General features: G+C 40.2%; 20 protein-coding genes. 9 read left to right on the forward strand and 11 right to left on the reverse strand.

Features of this window, described 5'->3' with window-relative positions; all coding sequences use genetic code 11:
* From G509_RS0111765 to G509_RS0111775, 3 genes are all read right to left on the reverse strand, one after another.
* Entirely contained in the window at positions 1-3,054 is a 3,054-nt protein-coding gene (locus G509_RS0111765) for a SusC/RagA family TonB-linked outer membrane protein (RefSeq protein WP_026991711.1), read from the reverse strand.
* Between the two features lie 245 nt (positions 3,055-3,299).
* Complete coding sequence (locus tag G509_RS0111770) at positions 3,300-6,095, reverse strand: triple tyrosine motif-containing protein (RefSeq protein ID WP_280512619.1); 2,796 nt, start codon at positions 6,093-6,095, stop codon at positions 3,300-3,302.
* A gap of 131 nt (positions 6,096-6,226) precedes the next feature.
* Complete coding sequence (locus tag G509_RS0111775; protein WP_026991713.1) at positions 6,227-7,648, reverse strand: T9SS type A sorting domain-containing protein; 1,422 nt, start codon at positions 7,646-7,648, stop codon at positions 6,227-6,229.
* Positions 7,649-8,199: 551 nt separating this feature from the next.
* Here G509_RS0111775 and G509_RS0111785 point away from each other — a divergent pair.
* A complete protein-coding gene (locus tag G509_RS0111785; RefSeq protein ID WP_026991714.1) occupies positions 8,200-8,727 on the forward strand; it encodes a lipocalin family protein in 528 nt (175 codons plus the stop codon).
* A gap of 71 nt (positions 8,728-8,798) precedes the next feature.
* Here G509_RS0111785 and G509_RS0111790 read toward each other — a convergent pair whose 3' ends face one another.
* From G509_RS0111790 to G509_RS0111805, 4 genes are all read right to left on the reverse strand, one after another.
* On the reverse strand, positions 8,799-9,731 hold the full coding sequence (locus G509_RS0111790) for a T9SS type A sorting domain-containing protein (RefSeq protein WP_026991715.1): 933 nt from the start codon (positions 9,729-9,731) through the stop codon (positions 8,799-8,801).
* Between the two features lie 306 nt (positions 9,732-10,037).
* The gene (locus tag G509_RS0111795; RefSeq protein ID WP_026991716.1) at positions 10,038-10,313 is read right to left on the reverse strand and encodes an ATP-dependent Clp protease adaptor ClpS; all 276 of its coding nucleotides are present in this window, start codon (positions 10,311-10,313) and stop codon (positions 10,038-10,040) included.
* Between the two features lie 20 nt (positions 10,314-10,333).
* A complete protein-coding gene (prmA, locus tag G509_RS0111800) occupies positions 10,334-11,164 on the reverse strand; it encodes a 50S ribosomal protein L11 methyltransferase (RefSeq protein ID WP_026991717.1) in 831 nt (276 codons plus the stop codon).
* Between the two features lie 76 nt (positions 11,165-11,240).
* A complete protein-coding gene (locus G509_RS0111805) occupies positions 11,241-12,455 on the reverse strand; it encodes a porin (protein ID WP_035738905.1) in 1,215 nt (404 codons plus the stop codon).
* A 287-nt stretch (positions 12,456-12,742) separates the two neighbouring features.
* On the opposite strand from G509_RS0111805, the gene G509_RS21995 reads away from it, so the two are divergent.
* Positions 12,743-14,239: an aminotransferase class V-fold PLP-dependent enzyme gene (locus G509_RS21995; RefSeq protein ID WP_035738906.1), complete on the forward strand. Its 1,497-nt coding sequence runs from the start codon at positions 12,743-12,745 to the stop codon at positions 14,237-14,239.
* Here G509_RS21995 and G509_RS0111815 read toward each other — a convergent pair.
* Positions 14,221-15,120 (reverse strand): lysophospholipid acyltransferase family protein, encoded by a 900-nt coding sequence (locus G509_RS0111815; RefSeq protein WP_026991719.1) that lies wholly within the window; start codon positions 15,118-15,120, stop codon positions 14,221-14,223. The genes G509_RS21995 and G509_RS0111815 overlap by 19 nt on opposite strands.
* A gap of 144 nt (positions 15,121-15,264) precedes the next feature.
* Between G509_RS0111815 and G509_RS0111820 the strand changes: the two genes are divergently transcribed.
* The 3 genes from G509_RS0111820 to G509_RS22000 all read left to right on the forward strand — a co-directional run bounded on the left by G509_RS0111820 (position 15,265) and on the right by G509_RS22000 (position 17,758).
* The gene (locus tag G509_RS0111820; protein ID WP_026991720.1) at positions 15,265-15,912 is read left to right on the forward strand and encodes a rhomboid family intramembrane serine protease; all 648 of its coding nucleotides are present in this window, start codon (positions 15,265-15,267) and stop codon (positions 15,910-15,912) included.
* A 59-nt stretch (positions 15,913-15,971) separates the two neighbouring features.
* Positions 15,972-16,661: an SIMPL domain-containing protein gene (locus G509_RS0111825; protein ID WP_026991721.1), complete on the forward strand. Its 690-nt coding sequence runs from the start codon at positions 15,972-15,974 to the stop codon at positions 16,659-16,661.
* A gap of 263 nt (positions 16,662-16,924) precedes the next feature.
* Positions 16,925-17,758 carry a helix-turn-helix domain-containing protein gene (locus tag G509_RS22000; protein ID WP_051200178.1) on the forward strand — a complete coding sequence of 278 codons (834 nt, stop codon included), beginning with the start codon at positions 16,925-16,927 and terminating at the stop codon, positions 17,756-17,758.
* 3 nt (positions 17,759-17,761) lie between these two features.
* On the opposite strand, the gene G509_RS0111835 is transcribed toward G509_RS22000, so the two are convergent.
* Positions 17,762-19,135: an alginate export family protein gene (locus G509_RS0111835; RefSeq protein WP_026991722.1), complete on the reverse strand. Its 1,374-nt coding sequence runs from the start codon at positions 19,133-19,135 to the stop codon at positions 17,762-17,764.
* A 2-nt stretch (positions 19,136-19,137) separates the two neighbouring features.
* Positions 19,138-19,569: a DoxX family protein gene (locus tag G509_RS0111840; RefSeq protein ID WP_026991723.1), complete on the reverse strand. Its 432-nt coding sequence runs from the start codon at positions 19,567-19,569 to the stop codon at positions 19,138-19,140.
* 307 nt (positions 19,570-19,876) lie between these two features.
* Here G509_RS0111840 and G509_RS0111845 point away from each other — a divergent pair, with 307 nt between their 5' ends.
* The 4 genes from G509_RS0111845 to G509_RS22005 all read left to right on the forward strand — a co-directional run bounded on the left by G509_RS0111845 (position 19,877) and on the right by G509_RS22005 (position 23,393).
* The gene (locus G509_RS0111845) at positions 19,877-20,740 is read left to right on the forward strand and encodes an NAD(P)-dependent oxidoreductase (protein ID WP_026991724.1); all 864 of its coding nucleotides are present in this window, start codon (positions 19,877-19,879) and stop codon (positions 20,738-20,740) included.
* An 11-nt stretch (positions 20,741-20,751) separates the two neighbouring features.
* Positions 20,752-21,792: an aldo/keto reductase gene (locus tag G509_RS0111850; RefSeq protein WP_026991725.1), complete on the forward strand. Its 1,041-nt coding sequence runs from the start codon at positions 20,752-20,754 to the stop codon at positions 21,790-21,792.
* A 115-nt stretch (positions 21,793-21,907) separates the two neighbouring features.
* On the forward strand, positions 21,908-22,897 hold the full coding sequence (gene msrA / locus G509_RS23835; protein WP_026991726.1) for a peptide-methionine (S)-S-oxide reductase MsrA: 990 nt from the start codon (positions 21,908-21,910) through the stop codon (positions 22,895-22,897).
* Positions 22,890-23,393 (forward strand): peptide-methionine (S)-S-oxide reductase, encoded by a 504-nt coding sequence (locus tag G509_RS22005; protein WP_035738909.1) that lies wholly within the window; start codon positions 22,890-22,892, stop codon positions 23,391-23,393. Before msrA ends, G509_RS22005 begins: the two co-directional genes overlap by 8 nt.
* A gap of 87 nt (positions 23,394-23,480) precedes the next feature.
* On the opposite strand, the gene G509_RS0111865 is transcribed toward G509_RS22005, so the two are convergent.
* Positions 23,481-25,445, reverse strand: coding sequence for a PKD domain-containing protein (locus G509_RS0111865; RefSeq protein WP_026991727.1), 1,965 nt, complete (start codon positions 25,443-25,445; stop codon positions 23,481-23,483).
* Positions 25,446-25,478 lie beyond the last annotated feature (33 nt).

The following is a 25,478-nucleotide window of genomic DNA, read 5'->3' on the forward strand; positions in this document are numbered from 1 at the left end:
TTAAAAATTAATGTTTGCTCCTATCATATACGTTCTTGGTACCGGATAAAAACCGTAGTCGATACCGCTGCCGATAGGTGCGCCGGATGATGCACTTGGATCGTAACCCCTGTATTTGGTAAAGGTGTACAGGTTGTTTACGCCAATATATAATCTTGCTCTTGAAACTGCATTGCCTAAAAGTTCCGGTTTAATAGAGTAGCCCAGCTGCACGTTTTGTATCCTGCAGTACGAGGCATCTTCTACATAGTAGGATGAGAACAGGGCATTGTTTGTAGCACCTGTTGTTACCCTTGGCACGCTGTTGCTTGTGCCTTCGCCTGTCCATCTGTCCAGTACGTAGTTAAGGCGGTTACCGTTGGGTACGTTTCTTTCGTAAGCCCTTATCATATCGTTGCCAAGAGAGGCAAACACATAGCTTGTAAAGTCGAAACCTTTGTAGTTTAGGGTAAGGTTAAAGCCCATTACCGCGTTGGGTATTGCGTTGCCAAGATCGGTCTTATCAGCGGCGGTAATCTGGTTATCGCCGTTAACATCTTTAAAGCGGATATCGCCCGGAGAAACGCTGGTAGACCCTAAGCCCACCTGAGATGGTGCTGCATCTATCTCGGCCTGGTTCTGGAAAATACCTTCCATCTGGTAGCCGTAAAAGTAGCCCATTGGCTTGCCAACTTCCATTCTCGATGGTTGCTCGTTAAGGCCAAAGCTGCCGCCCGGTACAAAACCGGTACCGTTATTTACCTGTGTTACCTTATTTTTTAAGAAGGTTACATTGTAGTTGGCCTCAATATTAAAGTTTTCTGACACTGCTGTTTTGTAGCCTACAGCAAGCTCAAAACCATAGTTTTTAACGCTACCGGCATTTGCAGTAGGAGGGCTGGCGCCCGGTGCGCCAATACCAATAATACCCGAAACCGGAATGGCATCAATAAGCAGGTCTTCCCTTGTGTCTACAAAATAATCGGCAACCAGGGTTAGCTTATCGTTAAAAAAGTTAAGGTCGGCACCTACGTCAAATTTCTTGGCTTCTTCCCACTTAAGGTTGGGGTTGGCCACCTGGCCTGTTGCTGTACCGTTAACAAGGGTGTTGTTAAACACGTAGGTAGATTCTCCGCCTAAAAGCGATACATAGCCATTAGAACGAATCTGGTCGTTACCAAGGCTACCATAACTAACCCTAAGCTTGGCGAAATTTAGCAGCGATGATTTATTAAAGAACGACTCATCTGAAATGATCCATCCGGCTGTTGCCGAAGGAAAGTAAGCCACAGTGTTTTCAGGTCCGAATTTTGTTGAGGTATCTCTACGTATCATTCCTGATAGCAGGTAGCGGCCTTTGTAGTCGTACTGCATCCTTGCAAAATACGACAGCCTTCTTTCATCATACGTATATGAACTGTTGGTTTTAGAGTTCTGGAAACCCGTTGTAAGGCCTATATCGGCATAATGCCAGTCGTTGTTGGGTACATCAAAACCTGTGGCACTTAGGCCATTGCCCCATTCTTTATAAATGGTGTTACCGGCTGTAAAGGTAAAGTTGTGCGCATCGGCAAACGATTTTACGTAGGTTACAAAAAGGTCAAAAGTATAGCTATTATCATTAACTGCGCCCTGTGTAACGCTGCTGCGCTGCACGTCGAACACTTTATCTCCTAACGTCTGGCCGTATTGTACTTGCTTACCAAACGATTTAGACTTGCTGTTAGCAGAATTAAAACCCATCCTCCCCGTTACTTTAAGCCCTTTTATAAGCTCGTAATCAAGGCCAAACGTACCATTTATCTTTTTATAGTTGTACTTGTTGTAGGTGTTTTCCATTTGGGCCAGCGGGTTAATAATCTCTGCACCAAAGCCCGTTGTGCTTGGTACAAGGGTATATTCGCCTGTTGTCGCGTCGCGTGGGGTTAACGTAGCCGGTACATTAAGTGCGTTGAATAGCACCGAACCAAGTCCGTTTTCACTTAATGTTCTCCTGTCAAACTGGGTATAAATAATATTGGCGTTCATTTTTAGTTTCTCGCTAATATCTGCGCCTAAAGCCATACGTGCAGTGTTCCTTACAAAGTCGGCTTTATCTTCGCCCACAATACCATCCTGGTCTACGTGCGATGCGCCAATAGAGTACGTAATTTTATCTGACCCGCCGCTTGCGGTAAGGTCGTGGCTTATTACAGGCACGCCTTTGCTAAAAACCTGGTCTTGCCAATCGGTTCCGGTACCCAGGCCGCTAAGGTTAGGGTAGGGCAGTGTCTGCCCGCCGTTAGCATAACTTTCGTTAAGCAGGGCAGCATATTCTGTAGCATTAAGTGTAGGCAGTGTGCGTGTGGTTTCCTGAAAACCGGTATACACATTATAAGATACCTGCGTTTTCTGGTTTTTACGGCCTTTTTTGGTAGTAACCAATATAATACCGTTGGCACCTATGGTACCGTATATAGCTGCCTGGGCATCTTTAAGTACGGTAATAGTTTCTATATCGCTGGGGTTTAGCAGGCCGAGTTCGCCCTGATAACCATCTATTATGGCAATAGGGTTGTTGTTGCCATTGGTACCAATACCGCGAATGCTAATGGTTAAACCTGCACCCGGCGACCCTGATGTAGAGGTTACATTTACACCCGAAACCGTTCCTTGTAATGCCTGCTCTATTTTTACAGGCCTAAGTTTTTCTAAGGTTTGGGCGCTAACGGTACTAACGGCACCGGTAACTTCTTTTTTCCTTTGGGTACCGTATCCAATTACCACAACCTCATCTAAGGTTTTGGCATTTTCTTTAAGTGCTACGGTTAGGTTTTCGTTGGTGGTAACTACTTTTTCAAAATTATCAAAACCAATGTAGCTAAATACTAAAGTTGATCCTGAGGGTACGGTTAGGGTGTAGTTACCATCAATATCGGTTATGGTGCCTAATGTGGAGTTTTTTACAGCAACATTAACGCCGGGAATAGGCAGCCCGGTTGCCGCTTCATTTACTTGTCCGCTAATCTCTACATTCTGCGCAAAGCAAAATGAGGAGACCAGCATAAAAGCAATTAATAATAATTTTGACTTCATATAAATAAATGGTTTTTTGTGATTTTATAAATTTAGATACCATTACATTATGATGTTCAAAATATACCTCTACAAAATATATACAATCTGTAAATAATTGCCGCAAATAGCAATTACACGCTGTTAAGCCACTGTTAACAGTATTTTATGAAAAAGCCGGATGGTATATCCGGCTTACGAAAACCTTGTAAATACAGGCTTTGTTGTGGTAATGTATAGGTGTTTTTACATTTTGTTGAGGTTTGCTAAACAGACAGAATATACTCAACAAGGCCTAATTCGTGAGGTAAGTCCATTTTTTTACGCAAACGATATCGTTTTATCTCTACGCTTCGTACCGAAATGTTGAGCAGGGGCGCAATTTCTTTAGATGAAAGGTTAAGTCTTAAGTAAGCACACAGCCTTAAATCGTTTGGCGTTAATAGCGGATGCGCCTTTTTTATCTTCTTTAAAAAGTCTTTATCGGCGTTATTAAAGGCCTCTTTAAACATATCCCAGGTATCATCTTCATTAATGTTTTTATTAATGGTTGTAATAACCGATTTGAGGCTTTTATCGCCACCTTCGCCGGTTTTTTTAAGGTCGTCTTTAATTAGTGATAGCAACTCATTTTTCTTAATAAGGTTCATGGTAGAAACCGCTAATTCACGGTTTTTATTTTCGAATTCCTGCTGCAGTTGATCATTTTTAACTTTCATAAGCTCCTGCTCATTCTCCAGTTCTTTAATTTCCAAAAGCCTATTGTTTTCTTCAATAAGCTTTTCCTTCTGTCTTGAGTAGTAATTTTTGTAAGCACGGTTAACCATGTAGGCAGCAATAAGCGCGAATATCAAATAGATAATTAATGCTAATGTAGTAGCATACCAGGGTTTTAAAATGGTAAAGGCATACGTAGCGGTATTTACAGATAGTGAGTTACCCGTCTTGGCCCTGACTTTAAAGGTGTAATCGCCCGGCGGCAGGTTTTTAAAGTTAATGAACGATTTGTTGCTCCAGTCGCTCCAATCGTCTTCCATGCCCTCCAGTTTGTAGTGAAAATCAGCATTTACATACTTACTGTATTCAGGAACTGTGTAGGAAAAGGTTAAGTTATTTTCGGAATATTTAAAATTGCTGTCGCCTGATAATGCACAATTAAACGGATTCTGATTAAGCGCGTTAGCGGTAATATTACTGATTAATACTTTATAATTTTTAAAGGATATATCGTTTATATTAATGGTGTAATAACCATCTGTAGTACCAATTAGGTAGGTGCTGGCCGTAATTTGGGTAATATTCTCGTACCCCAGCATGGAATTGGTTAACGATGAGGGTATTGGGATAATATTGTGCTTAAGATCTGAATTCAGCTTACCCGATGAAAAATAATTTATGTAGTTTTTAGTAAAAAACCACAGCTTACCGGAGTTATCAGGTATCAATTTACCCGATGTATACTCATCATTACCAAATATTTTGGAAAGCTTATCCTGTTTTATAAACTCGTTATTTTTTGTGTTAAGCTTAAAGATACCGTCTTTAGAGGCATAGAAAACTTCGCCGTTAAGCGTGCTAAGGCTCGCATTTTTACCCTTTTTCGGATTTTTATAGGCAAAAAATTTAGTTGCCTTTGTAAAGGTATTGTTTACCGTTACCCTGAATATGCCTTTATATTCGTGGCTTATATAAAAATTGTTGCCATTTACGGCGAAAAACCGGCTCGAATAATCAAAACCCTCAATGCGGTTCTTGAATTTCCAACCCGCAGGTGTTTTCTCTATAATAGATAACCCCAGGTAGTTGCCCTGTATAAGCTGGTTGCTGTTGTAAGGGTGGCGCTCAAATTTCCAGGTGCCAATGCCGGTATATATTTGGGTTGCGGTATTATTTTTAATAATGTAGGTACCGTAATCGTGACCGCAAAAAAGTGTACTATCGTAATGGTATAAGCTCCATACCTGGCCTTTGGTGCCCGGTATAAATTTAAAGTCGGCATCGGTGCCATACGGCTTGCTGAACAATCCCTGATTGGTGCCCACATAGAGTGTGCCTTCGTATAAAATAGAGGCATACACAGTACCTAAAAAGCCGGTATCGTCAACCAGGCTGTGCACCGCCGATTGCATGTTAATGCAGTTAATGCCATTATCAAGGCCTATCCAAAGGTTTTTATCGGCATCTTCAAATAAAGAAAGTGCCGTGTTATTGCTAAGGCCTCTGTTTTGTGTAATATGATATTTTAGACGCCCCTGTGGCGACAGTATAAAAATACCGTTAGATACCGTGCCCAATGCAAAGCTGCCATCGCTAAGCATCTGGCTGCTGTATATACTGGTGGAACTTAGCTCGATATCGGCCTCAATGTTCCATTTGGTTACAATGTTGTTTTTAAGTTCAAAAAAACCTTCGTACTGGGTTTGTATCAGCAGGCCATCATCTTTACTAAAAATGTTGACTATCTTGCTGTTAGCAAATAGCGGGGCATTGCTTATAATTTTGCTTTTGCCGTTTTCAATTTCAAAAAGGCCTGAACTAAACGTTTGGTACAAAATGGTATTGTTTACAGCAAACACCTTATTCATACCTGTATCAGACGATATAATATTGAATTTTCCCGATGCGCAATCATATATAAATATCTGGCTAAGCGACTGAAATATAACCCAATGGTCGTACTGGGCAATGTTCCAGAACTGCTCATCGTCTATAATTTTATTTTTAATGCTCTTGGCTAAAGAGTAGTATTTTAAAAGGCCGTTGGCTTGTCTTTTCCAATAGCCAAACTCCATGTAACAGCCGGTGTATATTTTGTCGCCAATTACTTTTACAGATCGCATAATGGTTTCATTAGGAGTGGGGTAGAGTGTCCAGGCACTGCCGTTAAACTCTAACAACCCCTCATTATTGGCAAAGTACAGGTAGTTGTTACCGTCCTGGCTTATCATCCAGTTTTGATTGCCGGCATTGTAAGTGCCTGAACTAAATTTATTGATGGGTGGCAAATCCTGACCCAAGGCTGTAATGGCGAATAGTATAAAAAAAAGTATATTTTTTTTCAAAATACTTTGTGGAGTTTAGTTTTATTACGAATATACAAAAGAAAAGTGTTTATAAACAAAACCGCCCCGCTTGGGCGGGGCGGTTTAAACTTATCTCAATGAAAATTTAAAAAACAATTCTGATTTAAGGTTTACTGTTTAATAAAACGGGTAGAGTTTTGTTTGCCGTTTGCTGTTGTATTTACAATATACACACCGGCAGTTAGGCCAGATACATTTATTGTAGCAGTAGTTTGGTTTGGCGTGGCATCGATAACTTTTTGGCCTAAAAGGTTAAATACCTGTACACCATCTATATTATCCTGAGCCGTTACGTTTAATACGCTTGTAGCAGGGTTAGGGTAAACGCTAACAGCCTGTTTTGTAAAATCTACTGTTGCAGCCGTAGCCTGGCCTACACGTGCAAAGCCCAGTGCAGCCTCCTGAGATGGGTTAGCATTAATACCTGTTACTGAATAGCCATATTGCACATGAGATCCCGCTGCGGGAGATGCTACGATGCTAAAATTTTCTCCCGGTACAAGCTCTTCTGTAGTCATTACAAGGTTAGCGTAGTTAGCATCAAATATTTTTACAAAAGCAATAGCCGTGTAACCGGTAGCTAACGTGTTGCTAATCGTATGGCCTGTGTAGCTAAATGTTTGGCCTGCAAGGGCATCGTCCTGTACATAAGTGTTACCTTCAAATACTCTTGTGCCAATAGCGCCGTTTGCCCACTCGGCATCAGTACCATCGCCATAAGCGCTAAAGTTAGGGTGTAGGTCTAATGTGTTATTGCTGTTAACAACTGTTTTTAAGGCGTCTACGCCCCATGTACCACCATTGATATAGGTTGTACCATCTAATTGAAACCAGTTGGCGTAGCCAATAAGCTCTGAGTCGTTGTCTATAGAAACGGTAGTATCTACAGTTGGTTCTTCGGGCTCGCCGCCGCCAATAACCATTTTGCCATAAGCCGCTTCGTTAGCCGGGTTGGCATTTAATCCTCGTGTCATAAAGCCATACTGTACGTGTGCTGTTGCAGGATATTGCCCGATATTTACAGGAACTGTAAAATTGCCTTCTTCGTCTAAAACTACTGTTATCTCTGCAACCGGCGGAGATGAGTAGTTGGCATCTAATAACTTTACAAATGCTTTTACCTCATAACCCGCTACAAGGGTATTACTTACTACAGTACCACTAAAGGTTATGTTTTGGCCAACAAGTGCATCGTCCTGGACGTAGCTAAGAGCAAGCATTATTTTGTTGCCAAGCACTCCATTAGACCATGTTGGATCTCCGGCAGTGTAGGCGCTATAGTTAGGATAAAGCGATACCGTATTATCTGTAGTGTTTAAGGTTGTTTTTAGGTCGGCAAGGGGCCAGTCTCCCGCATAGTTTTCATAAGTCTGCTCCGTGTTGTTGGTAAACCACAGCATTGCCGATAGCCACGTATCGTTTGCATCTACAGTAACATTGGTTTGCGCATTACCGCTAAATGATAGAAGAGAGAGGCCTAATAAAGCTGATGCTTTAAGTGCCTTACTTTTGAGTAATTGTTTTACTTTCATAAAAATTAATTTTGGTTATGAATGTAAATGTATGTATTCAGCGAAAACGATGTAATTAATGTACCTATATACAAACTATACACTAAAATTATCAGGCAAATTTTAAATGTTTATATACTGTTAACTGCCATTTTGCGGTTGGTTTGGCACAAATTAAGATTATGGACATAACTATAACCTTGTAGTAACTATGTGTTTTGTATAGGCAATGTATAGGTACATTGTAAGAATGTACTATTTTGTTGTAGTGCAAATACTAACACTACAATTACATTATTATAAAAATTTTGATTTAAATTTTTTCAGATTGTATTTTTCAACGTTTTTAATTATGATTTTATTGCCTCAAAGCATCATAAACTAAAGTTAAGTATTGGGCAAATTTTAAAATATGCAACTAATATGCGTACATATATAAATATACTGTAATATAAGGTTTTAGCAATTTACGGGGTTAAAATGCCTGTTAATTAAATTTTAAATTAATGTTTTTAAATTTTTATTAAGAAACACCTTGATAGTTTTGGCACACTAACATTAATTTAAACAAAATGAAAAGGATTAATTTATTATTGGGCACACTAACTATTGCGGCCTTAGGATTTGCATCTTGCAGCGGAGATGATGACAACAACAGCGATGTTACTATTGCTGGTACGTATGAACTGGAAGAAGTAAATACAGAAGCGGCTACTGATTTTGACCTGGATGGTACACCACACGTTGACCAGACCGAAGAATCTGATTGTTATGATAACGGAAAAATTACTTTAAGGGAAGATGGCACATTTACTTATGTTGTTACAGGCATACTGGTAAACGAGGCTACAGGCACATCTGGCTGTGCATCATCTTATGAGGCTTCTGGTACTTGGGAAGCTGACGGTACTGGTAACAATGCTGCTATATCTGCTGCATATAAAGACCAGAATGGCGACGACCAGATTATAACCTTAGCTAAAAGCGGTAAAAAACTTACATTGGTAGATAACAATATTTTATCAAGATATCCGGACAGAAATAATGCAGGTGGCGCTATTTACACAAGCGGCAGTACTACTTATGTGTTTGAAAGATAACATAAACCACATATAAAAAAAGAAGGCTGTCTAAATTAATAGACAGCCTTTTTTATTTGAAATAAGTGTAATTAGTTTACAGATATTTTTTTAGAAATTGTCTGGTTACCAGATACAATTTTAACGATGTACATACCAGCTGAAAGATTGTTTAATTTAACCTGAGCAGAGTTAGTGTTAGGTTTAGCAGTTAATACTTGCTGACCTGCAACGTTAAACATAGTAACTTCAGAAATGTTATCCTGAGAAGCAATGTTTAATACATCTTTAGCAGGGTTAGGATAAGCTACAACTGAAGCATTATTTAATACCGGGTTGTTAACAGAAAGTTCTGTACCTTCAACATACTGAATGTTGTCCAGGTAGTAAGCATTGTTGTTTTCGCCTGTAGTACTATTTTCTAAACTCCAAAAGTCAACCTGGCCTAAAGTACCAGCTGTACTGTGAAAATCTCCAGAATAAACAGTTTCACCGTTAAATTTAATTTCAATCATCTGGTCATCAAGATTAATAACGTGTGTAATTGTAAACCACTCACCCGGAATATAATCAGCAGTTTCTAATACATAGTTTGATGTTCCGTCAGAATACGTCCATGCAAGTTGATTAGGAGTAAATACATCATCAATTGTTACATAGTTAGCATACATGTTAATGCTAAATTCACTTTCAGTATCTTCTGCATCCATTATTCCGTAAAATGCCCAATCATCAGCAGTAGGAATAAGCATATTATACTGTAAAGTATAAGTACCGCTTGATTTTTCGCCTAAAAGTAATAAAGCATCCTGTCCATCGTTTCCAATGTAACCAGACTTAGTACCACTAAAAGCTTCAGCTGTGCTTGCAACGATATTTTCACCAGGAACTCCTCCAGACCAGCTGGTCCAGTGCGCATTACCAATTTCTTCACCGTCTTCATAGCTTTCAAAATCGTCAGTAAACTGTGCGTTAGCCATAAAACCTGTAGCCAGGGCTAATGCTAAAAAATAGTTCTTCTTCATAAAATAAAGATTTAAATAAGTAATTATTAAGTAAATAGTTTTTTCCTTTCAGTTTTTGATCGATGAAAAGGATAATCACAAAATTGTGAAATTTTATTTAGACTAACAAATTTATTACTATGTATTATGCATTATTAACATATAAAACTCACGTAAAAGATTACATATTCAAAAATAAGTTCGATAAATTTTTGATTTTATGCATATTACCTGAAAAATATGATAAAAATTAATTTTTTATTTGTAAGATAAAATATGTAGGAAAATTACATGTAGATGTAAAAAAAGATGCCATGGCATCTTTTTTTATATTATCTCTGCACTTAATCCGGCATCAAGTAGTTGCGAGCATTGTGGCCTTAACTCTTTATATTCTCCTGTTTTAACGGTACATTTACCTTTATAGTGTACCAGCAGCGAGCATTGCTCTGCCTGTTCTGCCGTGTGTTTGCAAACCCTCATTAAGGTTTCTATTACATGGTCAAAAGTATTTACATCATCATTATACAGCACAATCTCGTTATTGTTGCCAACCTGCTCTTCTGTAAGTACTTCTTCTAATACTTTTTCTTTGGTACTCATAATCAAAAATTTAATACATGCTAATTTATATATTTTAGCGCCACCCAATTATTTTTTTGATGCTTTTTTACAAACTTAAGCCCTTTTTCTGTGCACGATGCATCTATAAAAGGTATATCTTCTTCATAAAAACCGCTTAATAATAAGATAGCATTCTCGTTAAGGCAGTCTACATACTGCTGCATATCGTTTAAAAGTATGTTACGGTTAATGTTAGCAATAATAACGTCATACTTTTTACCCGCTAATAAAGCCGCATCGCCCTCATAAACTGTAATGTTAGAACAGTTGTTGCGTTCTGCATTTTCTATAGAGTTTAGGTAGCACCAGTTGTCTATATCTATAGCATCAATTGGCTGTGCGCCTTTCATTTCGGCTAAAATGGCAAGTATGGCAGTACCGCAGCCCATATCCAGCGTTTTTTTACCGGCAACATCTGTTTCCAGCAAGTGCTGAATCATCATAAACGTGGTTTCGTGGTGGCCGGTGCCAAAACTCATTTTAGGCTCTATAACAATGTCATACTGCACATCTATCTTTTCATGAAAAGGTGCACGAACGCGGCAGGTGTTATCTACATCTATGGGTTCAAAATTCTTTTCCCACTCCTCATTCCAGTTAACCTGTTCAATTTCTTCTATAGTATAGGTTATTGTAAACTCGTCTGACCCTAAGATCTGGATATCGTTTAAAACATCCTCTGTCCATAATTGTTTTTGTATGTATGCCGAAAGGCCATTTTCGGTTTCCTCAAAGCTTTCAAAAGGCATTTCGCCCAATTCGGCCATAAGTATTTCGGCTCCCGGCTCTTTGGGTGCTACAGTAAAATGGTATCCAATATATTCTGGCATAACTAAAATTTTTGCAAAGGTAATTATTTATAAGTAGCAATAAAAACGGGCACTATAAATGCCCGTATAAATATCTTTAAAAGTTTATTTGTGCCTGAAGGCGAAGCAGATTGCCTTTTTGGTGATTATCCTGTAGTGCAAAATCTTCGTAAGTACGGTCAGATATGGTATACATAGCTACAAACTCAAAATTTTTATTAAGTTGCCACTCTACGCCAACTTCAAACTCGTTAACAGCATAGCTGCGTGCATCGAGCTCGTGTTTTTTTCCGCCCCTGTAGTAGTTATATCGGCTAAAAGGAAAAAACATCATGTTTTTAATTGGCAACCTGTAATTTACCATGGCATAACCACCTTCTAAAGACTTTACTTTTATAGATTGAGATACTTTATCAAACTGAGGGCCTTGTCCAATATTATATTCGGCAGTAAAGCCAAAAGGTTTTGGATAAAGTATAAACGATACGGTTGCGCGCCTGTCGGTATAATTTCTGTCTTCTTTGGTAGTAACACCCTCGCTAAGCTGAGAATCGGTAACGTAATAATTACCACTATAGCCCTGTATACCGGGTTCTATTATCTGGTTGCCAATTGTAAAAGGGTAGGTAGCCCTGGCAACAACATGCAGCTCGTCATTAGCTTCGGGGCGGTTGGCGGTCTGGCCGTTAAACACGCCAAATCCAAAAACGCCATAATCTCCAGATCCCTTATAATTATCGCTAACCAGTTCGCTGTATAATTTGCGTATGCGTTTAGGGGCCCAGTAAAAAAAGGCACCCAAATCGCGCTCGTTACTAAAAGCACTATTTATTGCATCTGCCCTGTCTAACGGAATCCTGTTTTGGCTGCTTTGCATATTTTCAAAGCCAAAAGGTATTTTACTTTGGCCAATACGCACACGGTATTCGTTTTCAGCATCAAAACCTATATCAAAATATAAATCTCGTATCTGGCCAAAATTAAGCCCCGTTGAACTTGCAGAACTTGCAAAATCGGGCTGAAAATAAAAATATACATTTTTATGTACCTGTCCAAAAAATACCAAACGCGCCCTTCTTAAAAAAAAGCCACCATCGCCACCCCATGAGCGGTCGCACTGCTCGCACCCAAGGTTCTCGTTAGTTTCCAGTAACCTGTTGTAACGCACTTGTGCATAGCCACGCAGGTTTATTTTTTCGTACCACTTTTTTTCTACCGGTGGCACCGGGGTAGTAGCATCGGTATTAGTTTGGGCATATCCTGAAATTGTGCAGGCTAATAGCAAAAAAGAGAACGCTTTACAAAAATTCATCTAAAAATTATTTTGCGCAAAAGTATATTTACAATGTTAAGTTAATGTTAACTGCTTATGGTGTTAACATTAAATTGATGTTGAAGAAAAGCAGTGGTAACTAAATGTTAATATTGAAATTTTGTAATGGCTGTTTTATTCATTAAATTAAAATTTAATGTTTTACATTTTTATATATCTACTATGATGTAAAGTTATTATTAGGAGCAGCATACAAGTATTGGGCAATTATAACGGCTAACATTTTTATTTTTCTAAATTTGCATTAGTTAATAATCTACTATATTATGTTACAGGCTGCAGATACTATATTAAAGAGTGAACTGGAAGATTACTTTGCAAAGTTCAGGCAAAATATTATTGGCATTGGCCAGGAGTTTACCTCGCCTTTTGGTACGCAAAAAATTGTGTATACCGACTGGACTGCCAGTGGCCGGCTGTACCGCCCTATAGAAGATAAGATTGTTAACCAGTTTGGCCCTTTTGTAGCCAATACGCATACCGAGACTACCGTAAGCGGTACGGCCATGACCAATGCCTACCACGAGGCGCGCCACATTATTAAAAAGCACGTTAATGCCGGTGCAGATGATATTTTAATTACCGATGGCTCTGGTATGACGGGCGTTGTAAACAAACTGCAAAGGATATTAGGCCTCAAAGTACCCGAAAACCTGCGTACACATACCAATGTGCCTGCCGAGAAAAAACCGGTGGTTTTTATATCGCACATGGAGCACCACTCTAACCACACATCATGGTTAGAAACTATTGCCAATGTGGTTATTATACCGGCCTGCCCTAAAGGGCTTATTTGCCTTGACAGCTTTAAAGATTTATTAGAAGAATATAAAGACCATACGCTAAAAATAGCCTCTATAACGGCATGCTCTAACGTTACAGGTATTAAGACTCCTTATTATGAGGTGGCTAAGTTGATACACCAGTATAACGGAATTTGTTTTGTTGATTTTGCCTGTTCGGCGCCGTATGTAAATATAGACATGCACCCGGCCGACCCGGATGCGTGGCTGGATGCTATTTTCTTTTCGCCGCACAAATTTTTAGGTGGCCCCGGTACTGCCGGTGTGTTGGTTTTCAACAAAAAATTATACAAAAACATGGTGCCCGATAACCCGGGTGGGGGTACTGTTAGCTGGACCAACCCGTGGGGTGAGCACAAATACCTTGATAATATAGAAGAGCGAGAAGATGGCGGTACGCCCGGTTTTCTTCAGGTTATAAAAATTGCACTTGCCGTAAGGCTTAAAGAGCAAATGGGTGTAGCCAACATACTTAAGCGCGAAGAAGAAATTATTGAGTATGTTTTTGCCAGCCTTGGCAATGTGCCTAACATTAATATACTGGCACCACAGCAGCAAAACAGGTTAGGGGTAATATCTTTTTACATAGATAACCTGCACTTTAACCTTGGCGTTAAACTGCTTAACGACAGGTTTGGCATCCAGACGCGTGGCGGTTGCAGCTGTGCCGGTACTTATGGGCATTACCTGTTGCACGTAGACCAGGAACAGTCTAATTATCTTACCGATAAAATATCGTTAGGCGACCTTATCCAGAAACCAGGATGGATACGTATGTCTATACACCCAACTACCACCAATGCCGAGATACAGTATGTATGCGACAGCATTAAGGCTATGGCCGAAAATCATGCCGAGTGGACTTTAGACTATAAATACAACAATAAAAATAACGAATTTACCCACGTAAACGAAAGAGCCGATAGTGGTGTAAATATAGATCAGTGGTTTGATTTATAACCGGCAGGGTCGTTACGGCGGTGTTTAAAGCGTTTATGTGTCCATAAATAATATGGTGGCACCTCTTTAATTTGCTCTTCGAGCATGTGCATAAAGCGGTCGCTTATTTCAAAATTGGGTACTTCTTTAATATTCTCCTCAACGGGTATAAAGGTGCATTTATAATAACCGCGGCCTGTTTTTTCTATTTTGGCAAATATCATGTTAAGCCCAATTTTTTTGGCAAGCATCTCGCCACCAACATGCACGGGTACTTCCATCCCAAAAAAATCAGCCCAGTGTATAGCGCTCGATAGTTTAGGCGACTGATCGGTTATAAAACCATAAACAGCGTGTACATTGTTTCTAATGTTGTTGCGCATGGTAGGTATAACATCGCGCACCCCAACAAGATCGGCATTAAAACGGCTACGCATTTTTTTAACCAGCCTGTCAAAATATTTGTTCTTAATAGGTTTGTATATTCCGTAGCCTTTTAAGCTAAGATGACGGTTCATTACCAGCATCCACTCATAACTGCCGTAATGCCCCATAAGCATTGCAACACTTTTTTGCTGCTTTTCCAGCTCGCGTACCACTTCAAAATTAGTAAATACAAAACGTTTGTTTATTTGCTCGTCTGATATAGTAAGTGTTTTAGCCATCTCAAAAAAGTTATCGCAAAAATGGCGGTAAAACTTTTTCTCAATATCTTTTTGCTCATTTGCCGTAAGGTGGGGCAGTGCCAGGCTAAGGTTAAGCCTTACTGTGGCTTTACGGTAGCCAACAATCCTGTAGACGATGAAGTACATAACATCCGACAAAAAATAGAGCAGAGGGAACGGTAGTATAGAGATTAGCCAGATAAATGGGTAGGCCAGTATATATGCTAAAAGCTGCATTCTTTTTTTATGCAAAGATAACGTATTTATTGTTTGATGGGCGGTTGGTTGCCCCACAGCAAAATTGCAAATAAAATAGTACAACAAGAGTACTATGATTAAGTGTATTACGTTAGCTTTGTAGACCGAATTTTATACAGTATGATGAATTTAAACGATATTGTTTTATACGCAATAATTGGTGTAAATGCTTTAGTAAGCTACAAAGGCTTAAACGACAGGGCTTTTTTTAAAAAATACGAATTTCATGTGGGCAGCATTAGGGCCGGCGAGCAATACCGCATGTTTACAAGCGCGTTTTTACACGCCGATTTAATGCACTTTATTTTTAATATGCTAACGCTTTACTTTTTTGCACCGGTGGTAATAGCCTTTTTGGGGCCGCTTACTTTTTTACTGGTGTATTTTACAAGCCTTATAGCGGGCAGTTTGCTAACGCTGTATTTTCATAAAGACGATTACTGGTACCGTGCTATTGGCGCATCGGGCGCAGTAACGGGTGTACTTTACAGCTCCATATTGCTCGATCCAAATGGTACTATTTACCTGTATTATTTTATAGAATTACCGGCCTACGTTTTTGGCATTGGGTACATGTTGTACTCCATTTATGGTATGAAGGCCAAAAACGACAACATTGGCCACGTGGCACACTTTGGTGGCGCTATTGGCGGGTTTGCAATTACCCTTTCTCGCGAGCCGCACATGCTTCAGGATAATACCTTGATGGTTATATTGTTAGTTATACCGATAGCTATATTGTTTTATCTGGCAAAAACAAATAAGATCTAAAATATAAAAACTGGCACGCAATTTGGTTTTCTTACAGAAAATCATAACAATCAAACAAGATGAAAAAAATTGCATTAATCGTATTAGTATTTGTTGGCACCCTGGCAAACGCACAGGTGCAGCAAAACCCACAGCCACAAATAACCGTTAACGGAGAGGGCAAAATTTTAGTGGCTCCGGACCAGGCCGATATTACTGTGGGCGTTACCAACACCGGCGCCGATGCCAACGAGGTTAAAAAATTAAATGATGCAGCTATAGATGCTGTTATAAAGTTTTTAAAGGCTCAAAAACTGGCACAAAGCGATTACCAGACGCAAAGGGTAAACCTTAACAAAAACTACGACTACACTAAAAAGAAATACAGCTTTGTAGCATCGCAAACCATTGTTATCCATTTAAAAGACCTTGCTAAGTATGATGCGCTTATGATGGGCCTTACCGATGCCGGTGTAAATACCATTAACGGTGTTGCGTTTAAAACATCTAAACAGCAGCAGTACGAAAGCGAAGCAAGGGTTAAGGCTGTTGCCGATGCCCAGAAAAAAGCGACTGATTATACTACTGCTTTGGGTCAGAAATTAGGTAAAGCGATTACAGTTACAGATAATAGCCAGACGTATTACCCACAGCCGATGATGCGCACTGCAATGCTTAAAACCGAAATGGCCGATATGCCACAGGAAACGCTTGCTATTGGCGAGATAGAAATTACTGCCAATGTAAACATAAGCTTTGCGCTGAATTAATTAGAGTTCTTAAAATATACAGAAGCCCCGAACCGATTGGTTTGGGGTTTTGTGTTTTAAGGCAGTTAAGCAATATTATAATTAGACAATTAGCAACTAAAATGGTATATACTATTAATACTCTATTTCGTGCTTATGGCAAATTGTAACGATATATCGTTATTATCTAAATTGCTTTTTTAGTGTAAGTTGTTGTAATATATCGGTTTAGCCGGTTGGTACATGGCTTGATGTAGTACTACTGAACTTTAACTAAGAAAACAATGAAAGCCTTACAAACACAAACCGGAATAGAAATTAATACCCTGCAATCTTTTTATGGTATTTCGCAACCCGTAAAAGCGGCATCTTACCTAATACTATGGAGCAAAGAAGGTACTGGCAGCATAACCGTTGACACCGAACAATATTCTTTAAATAACGATACCTTATATTGCATTCGTCCCGGGCAATTGTACAGCTTTGATGCCGGTTTTAATGCATCGGGCTATATAATTGAGTTCAGTGCGTTTTTTTTGTTTCCGTTAGGCGAGAATACCCAGTTGCTTAAAAACTCCGGCCTGTTTGATGTAAAGGGGTCTAACCCGGTAATAGTATCTGATGATGATAAGCAGTTTGAGCATTTATTGCTGGATATTGTAAAAGAATTTTCGGGAAGCAATGCCACATATAAGTTAGAAGTACTGCGTGCTTTGATAAAGGTTTTAATTATTCAGCTAAGCCGTAGCTTAGAGTTGTTTGATACAGCCGCTACAGTTCAGGACGATGATGCCGACTTTGTAAATACTTTTTTGGAAATGGTAGAGAACAACTTCCTGCAAATGAAAAAAGTATCAGACTACGCCGCTATGCTTTGCATTGCACCAAATTACCTGAATATTAAGGTTAAAAAAGTATCGGGCCATACGGCGAGCTACCACATACAGCAATGTATTTTAATGGAGGCTAAACGTAAAGCCAAATGGGAGGGTATGGGCCTTAAGCAAATTGCCTACCATTTAGGGTATGATGATATTGCCCACTTTAGTAAATTCTTCAAGAAAACGGCTGGCATAAGTTTTTCAGGGTTTAAGAAAACCGCCTATGCCATGATATAGCTGTCAGAATTTAAATTGGGCGGTAACGGCAGTAAAGTAAACATTTTTACCTGGGCTTGACTGTTTTAAGTAATCGCCGGGGGCAAACCAGGTGCCCTCAAGAGTAAAAGACAGAAAATCATTAGCTGTATAATCAAAGTTGGCAGCCAGTTGCGTTCCCGTATAAGCATTGTTATTAGCTGCACCATAATAGATTAGCGAAAGATTGGGCGCATAAATACCGTCGTTTTTACTCATTCTCCAAAAGAAATCACAGTCGGTTGTAAGGCTTAGGTCGGGCAGTAGCTGAAGCTGGATAGAGGGATGCAGGTCGATCATGTTCGAGGGACCAACAAGCGCCGCCAAACCAAAGTAAGCACCACGCGGAAACAGCGGATTAAAGGTCTCAACAGTGCCATCGCCATAGTTTCGGTTACCCGAAATTGCCTCTGTTTTAAGGCTAAAGGTGGGTTTAAATTTAATATTCTCAAACCTGTAGGCTGTGTTAGATGATACCGTCCACGCCATAATATTTGCCGCACCTAATTTACCAAACTGATACAAGCCTTCAAAATCATAAGTAAAATTGCCTTTGCTTTTCCAAATCCGTGTACCCAAAGAGTGCCGGCGTTCTTTGCCCTGTCCATCGTCTAAAACGGTGTTGCGTTTCCATAATCCCAAATAGTACAGGTCGATATTATGAAGTACCGGGACGGCGTTAAATGTGCTGTAACTACCCCACAGTTTGGTATTTTTATTAAAATGGTCGTTAAAAATTTCGGGCCTGTTAACTACGGGGTGCGTATAAAAAGCATCGGTCTTAAAGTTTTTGCGTTTAAGCATTGCTTTTACGCCATCAAAAGCTAAACGGTTGTTAGGCCCTTCGCGAACGGCAATTATGCGCTGCGAGCCGTAAAGCATCTCCTGCCTGCCTGCCCTTAAAATCAGCGATTCACTTTCTTTACCGTACAGGTTAGCATCAAAAAAAAGCTGGTGCACATCTAATACATTTTGGTCTACCGGGCTTGGGTCTATACGGCCATCGGCAAGGCTGCTCTGCAACTGAAAGAATGCCCTAAAATGGCTACCCACCTTAAGATCGGTATGGAAAAGGTAGCGCGTTAAAACATACCCATCGTTATCTTTAGGTGCATCGCCCCAGTTTTCGTTCTTAAAATACTGGTACTGGTAACGCACCTCGCCACCAGCCGAAATATAAGTGCTGCCATCGCTGCTTAGGGGAGTGTACTTTAATTTTTTGTACCAGGTTTTGGCGGAGTCTTTTTTTAAGTACGAAAAGTCATCATCATACCGTAACTTTTGAAAGTTAACCGACTGCTGTGCTTTTACCGCGAAAACAAAAACCAAAAGTGAAAATATGAGGCAAAACCTTTTCATAATTACTTAATTTTTGAGGTTATGTAATTATCTAAAGAATACTTGCCGCCGCCTAAAAGTGCAATTAAAAGCATCGAAACACTAAACATAAAAGGTATGTCGCGCTCAATAAGCGAGTCGCTGCCGTGCATTACAAAATAGCCTGTTGCGGTTACGGCTAAGGCCGGCAGGGCAGCTGCCCTTGTAAATAGCCCAAGTACTACAAACACAGGCAAAAACACATTGGCCGCTATGGCAAAGGCGCTGTTAAAGGCTTCGGGGAAACCGAGCGGGTTGGGTATAACTTCGGCTACAGCCACACCGATACCCAGTTTTTTAAGTCCGTGTACTACAATAAGTTCCGTTGCAACGGCAACCCTGAAAAATAGTATAGCAAAGTTATAAAGTGGCGTGCCAAGGTCGGATTGCAGTATTTGTATGATAATTTTTTTCATGATAACTAAAGTGTTTATTTATTACCGTAATTTTATATAGCTGTTTGATTTTGAATGTAGCTAACAGCATACAAAGTTATACTGACAGTCAGGCGGGTACAATTGATAAATAGCAACAAAAATTGTATAAATTATTTATTAAGGGATATATAACGATGGAATTTATGGTATGTCGAATATTTACAAGTATTTGATTTAAATCTACAACTATAATCGCAGATATATAGCCAACTTTGTAGTAACGCTATTGAGGTAATTTACCTACAAATGGCGTAAACAAGTTTATAATTTCAAATTAAAAAAGACAATTAGCATGTCAGCAATACAACAAAAAATAGGCTGGATAGGCCTTGGTAATATGGGTAAACCTATGGTACTTAACCTTATTAAAGCAGGTTTTGATGTAACCGTTTATAATAGGAGCAGTAGTAAAACCCAATATTTTAAAGATAATAACATACCTGTTAGCCCCGATGTAAAGAGCCTTGTAGAGACATCGGATATTATATTTACAATAGTTACTAACGATGCTGCCGTACAGGCAATATATGATGAAGTACTATTAGTAGAAAGCCTTGTTGGCAAACTGTTTATAGATATGAGCACCATATCTAAAGATGTATCGGTAAAAACGGCACAGGCATTAGAGCAAAAAGGTGCCGGCCTTATAGATGCTCCTGTTGCGGGCAGCACCACACCGGCGGCAGAAGGAACGCTGATTATCATGGCAGGCGGTAAGCGGGAGCATGTAGAAAGGGCTAAGCCTTACCTGGAAAAATTGGGTAAATCGGTAAAATATCTGGGAGATAATGGCGCGGGTCTATCGGCTAAGCTATCAGTTAACTACTTTATTTCTATTTTATACCAGGGGCTGGCAGAAACCATTCTTTTTGCCGAAGCAAACGGAATTTCGAGAGAAAATATGCTCGAAATTATTAACGAGAGTGCCAGTGGCAGCGGGGCAACTAAAGTTAAAACGCCATTGTTGGTGCAGGAAAAATACAGTCCCACTTTTGCATTAAACCTGATGCTTAAAGACATACTGCTGGCAAAAGACAGCGGTGCTAACTTTCCGTTTACCAGCGTTCTTGTTGATACTTATGGCGCAGCAAGCCAGGAAGGCTTTGGCGAAAATGATGTAATAGGAATTATTGAATATCTTAAAAAATAAATTTTAATAATATGGAATACAGACAACTGGGCGCATCCGGACTTCAGGTTCCGGTGTTAAGTTTTGGAACAGCTACTTTTGGCGGTAGCAACGAATTTTTTAAAGCATGGGGCAGTACGCAGGCTGAAGAAGCCAAGCGACTGATTGATATATGTATGGAGGCCGGCGTTAACCTTTTTGATACCGCCGATATTTATTCAGACGGTTTGGCCGAAGAGGTTTTGGGTAAGGCCATTGCAGGGCATAATCGCGATAAACTGCTAATTTCTACCAAAGCTACATTTACTTTTGGCGATGCCCCTAACAACCAGGGATCGTCTCGCCATCATTTACTTAAGCAAATAGAAGGCAGCCTTAAAAGGCTGGGTACCGATTATATAGATATTTATCACATGCATGGCTTTGATGGCAATACGCCGGTAGAAGAAACCCTTCGCACCCTCGATGATTTGGTGCAGAGCGGCAAGGTACGCTACATTGCTGCCTCTAATTTTTCGGGCTGGCATTTAATGAAATCGGAGGCGGTATCAGAAAAATACGGATGGAACCGTTATGTAGCCCACCAGGTATATTATTCGCTTACTAACAGGGAGTATGAGTGGGAGCTGATGCCACTTGGCATTGATAAAAAAATAGGTGCTATTGTTTGGAGTCCGCTTGCCGGCGGCCGTCTTGGCGGTAAATTTAGTCGCACCAAAGACTGGCCCGATAGTGGCCGTGTAATTGGCGGTGGTAGCCCGGTACCGGAATCGGCAGTTGAGAAGGAACATCTTTTTAAAATTACCGATGCCCTGGAAGCTGTAGCCGAAGAAACCGGCAAAACCGTACCGCAGGTAGCTATAAACTGGCTGCTACAAAGGCCAACGGTTTCCAGCATTATTATTGGCGCAAGAACTGAAGAGCAGCTTAAGCAAAACCTTGAAGCTGTAGGGTGGAACCTTACTACAGAGCAGGTTAAAAAACTGGACGCTGCCAGCGAGATACCGCCAATATACCCGTACTGGCACCAAAGGCAGAATTTAACTTTAAATCCGCCGCCTGTTTTTTACTAATCAGATAGTATATTAAACCCGTTTAGAAGCATTTTAAACGGGTTTTTGCATTAAATGGCTTACTTGGATTTGTAGCACGAAATTTGAATAGTAATAATAAACAAATGGTAGTAAAATGCTGAAGTGGATAGACATAGTTAAGTTTATTAATAACGGTAACCCTGTGCCCGACCGCCGGGTAGAGAAAACCGATGCCCAGTGGGTATTGCTCTTAGAACCTGAGCAGTTTAGGGTTACAAGAAAAAAGGGAACAGAACGGGCTTTTAGTTCGGAGATGTGTTCGTATTTCGAACCCGGAAAATATGCCTGCATATGCTGTGGTACCCTATTGTTTGACAGTGCCCAGAAGTTTGAAAGCGGTACAGGGTGGCCATCGTTTACACAGCCGGTAAAGCAAAATGCTGTTGCCTATCATAAAGATATTAGTTTTGGCAATGTACGTGTAGAGGCCTTATGCGCTACCTGCGATGCACATTTGGGGCACGTTTTTCCGGATGGGCCACAACCGGGCGGGCTACGGTATTGCATGAATGCCGTTGCTCTTAAAAAAGTAGAGAGCACCGAAAGGAAAGCTACTTTTGGCGGTGGCTGTTTTTGGTGTACCGAAGCCATTTTTAAGCTGCTTAAAGGTGTGGTTGCTGTAGAGAGCGGTTATAGCGGTGGCAAAATAGCCAACCCTACTTATAAAGAGGTGGGTAGCGGTAAAACAGGCCATGCCGAGGTTATTGAGGTAACGTACAATCCGGCAGAGATATCTTATGATGAACTGTTGCGCGTTCACCTGAGTACACACAACCCTACGGTGCTGAATGACCAGGGAACTGAAATTGGTACACAGTATCGAAGCATTATCTTTTACAGATCTGAAGAAGAAAAAGCTATGGCGTTAAAGATTTTGGATGATGTGCAACAATTGTATAATCAGCTTGTTGTAACGCAACTGGAACCGTTCGAGTATTTTTATAAAGCCGAAGACTACCACCAGGATTATTTTAATAAAAACCCCGATGCCGGCTATTGCCAGGCAATGATTGTACCTAAGCTTGAAGGGTTTAAAGAACTTTATAAAGATAAGCTACAACCTAATTTGCAAGCAAATGATTAAAAAAGCAGGGTTTGGGGGTGGCTGCCATTGGTGTACCGAAGCTGTTTTTGCAGCCCTTAAAGGCGTACTATCGGTACAGCAGGGCTGGATAGCTTCTGATGGTGAGAACGACTTCTTTTCTGAGGGTGTGATGATCGAATTTGATACCCAAATAATTTCGTATGAGGTGCTTATAGCCATCCATCTGCACACGCACAGCGCAACATCGCAGCATTCGATGCGGGGCAAGTACCGGTCGGCAGTTTACACGTTTTCTGATGCAGATATTGCTGTTGCTCAACAGGCTATTAATAAACTGCAAAAAGACTTTGAGCAACCCATTATAACTAAAGTACTACCTTATGCCGACTTTAAGCTCAACCGCGAAGATTCGCTTAACTATTATTTTAGCGATCCAGGCAGGCCATTTTGCGAAACGTACATCAACCCTAAGTTGAAGTTATTATTAGAGCAATTTTCGGAGGTTACAGATAGCTCAAAATTAGGGCATTTGTAAATAGGTATAAATAAAAACCACTGATTTATCAGTGGTTTTTATTTTTTAAATAACTAATTATTAGGTATTTATGTATTTAGGTAATTGTTATTTTTTAAACACTTTTATAGCCCTTTGATGGCCACTGCTGTTTTGCACTTTAAGTAGGTACGAGCCTGCAGCAAGGTGGTCTAATTTTATTTGAGACGTTCCCGGCTTAACTGTTCCGCTTACTATTTCTGTGCCTAAAACCGAGTATAAAGTGTATGATATTTCACTTTTGGATGTTAAGTTAAGCACATCTGTAACCGGATTTGGGTATGCAGTAATTAAATCCATCTCAAAATCCTCTACATTAAGAGTTGCAGTAATTTCCTGACAAAATTCGGATGTGCCGCATGCATTGGCAACACTAACACAAACATTGTAGCTACCCGCATTAGTAAAGGTATGAATAGGGTTGGCCTCTGCCGAAGTAACACCATCGCCAAAATTCCAGCTAATGGTATCATAAGCGTCGCCGGTATAGGTAAAATTATAGGCAAGTGTTTCTACCGTGCCTGTTGTAAAGCTGTAATTAGCAGTAGGAGGTAAGCAACTGCAATTATCTGTGCCGTATTTGGCTACAAAAAAGTCGGTACCCTGAGCGCCATCAACAAGGGTAGTCTCTTCGTTAACGTAGAGTATATTATCAAATTTGCCACCCACGTAGTAGTTACCAAACGGGTCGGCAGTAATAGATGTACCATAATCCCAGTAGCCGGGATTGCCGGCAATATCTGTAAGGGCTATAATGGCTCCATCGGCTTTATTAAAGCGTGCAAGCATAACATCGTACCCTTCGTTAGGCTCCTGTTCTAAAGCAAAATCGCCCCATTGCATACTACCAAAACCGGCTGTAATGCCCACCTCGTTACCATTAATGGTAATGCCACCAACAGCAGACACACTGCTTATAGTTTGCGCGTTAGTAGCCCAGTCTAACGTTCCGGAGGCGTTGATTTTGGTTATAAAAGGAAAACCACTACCGTAAGCAGAGGTAAAGGTATGCCCCATAAACGTATCGCCGTTAAATCCACTGCCCCCAACATAGAGGCTGCTATCTGTATCTATATACATATTTCTTATGCTGCTTAAGTAACCTTCTGCATTTTCGTGTTTCCATAAAAATGTACCGTCACCGTTAAAAGCAGCCAGAAACATACTATTACCTACAGTAGCACCATTAATTACTACAGGGCCCACCTGAGATGTTGTGTAGCCGCCAAAATACAGTATACCGTTTGTATGGTCTCGTACCATTGTAAAATAAGGAAATATCGAGGAAAATTGCATATCTAAGGCTGTTGCCGATATAAAATTGCCATCGGTATCATACTTAAATACAAACAGGTTAGAGCCCTCTAAAGTATTTACAAAGGCCCCATTGGCATAGGTGCCGGGTGGTATGGTTACCAGCCAATGGCTGTTGCCCTGTGGGTCTGTCTGCACATCGTGAGAATATGATTGTTGACTTTCTGTAGATGCTATATCATCAGCTTCGGGCATTCGTAGCCATTGCATTTCTCCTTCAGAGTTGTATTTAACTAAAAATAATTTTTGTTTATTAGTATTAACGGTTAAAGCAGAGTAGGGTAGTATGGTATCGTACGTGCCTTCCTGCTCCTGGCCAAAATGTACCTGACCCGATGCTGAGGTGCGGAAAACATGCCCTGCTGCATATACATTATTATTAGCATCAAGCTGAATGGTTTTAATTAAATCGTCTGATACGCCACCTATAACGCGCGACCATCGGTAGGTGCCAGAACAGCTAATGCTGGCAATCATATAATCTTTTGTAAAAAAAGCTTCTTTTTCTACGCCGGCTACCTTTAGGCCGTTAACCCCTACAGGCGAAATAAAGTATACGTTACCATTAGAGTCGGTTGTAAGGCTTTCTGCTTTTTCATCGCTTTGTACCGTTTGATAACTGCCCCCGCTAATGCCCCATTGCCAGCTTTGGGCTGCCAGGGTATTAAAAAAAAGGCAGCAAACAAAGGATAGTAAACTTAAAATGTAATGTTTTTTCATAGGGTTGTGTGTAATAAAGCCAGAGCGCAATGC

Origin of the sequence: Flavobacterium subsaxonicum WB 4.1-42 = DSM 21790 (assembly GCF_000422725.1) — a bacterium.
In the GTDB taxonomy this organism is placed as follows: Bacteria; Bacteroidota; Bacteroidia; order Flavobacteriales; family Flavobacteriaceae; genus Flavobacterium; species Flavobacterium subsaxonicum.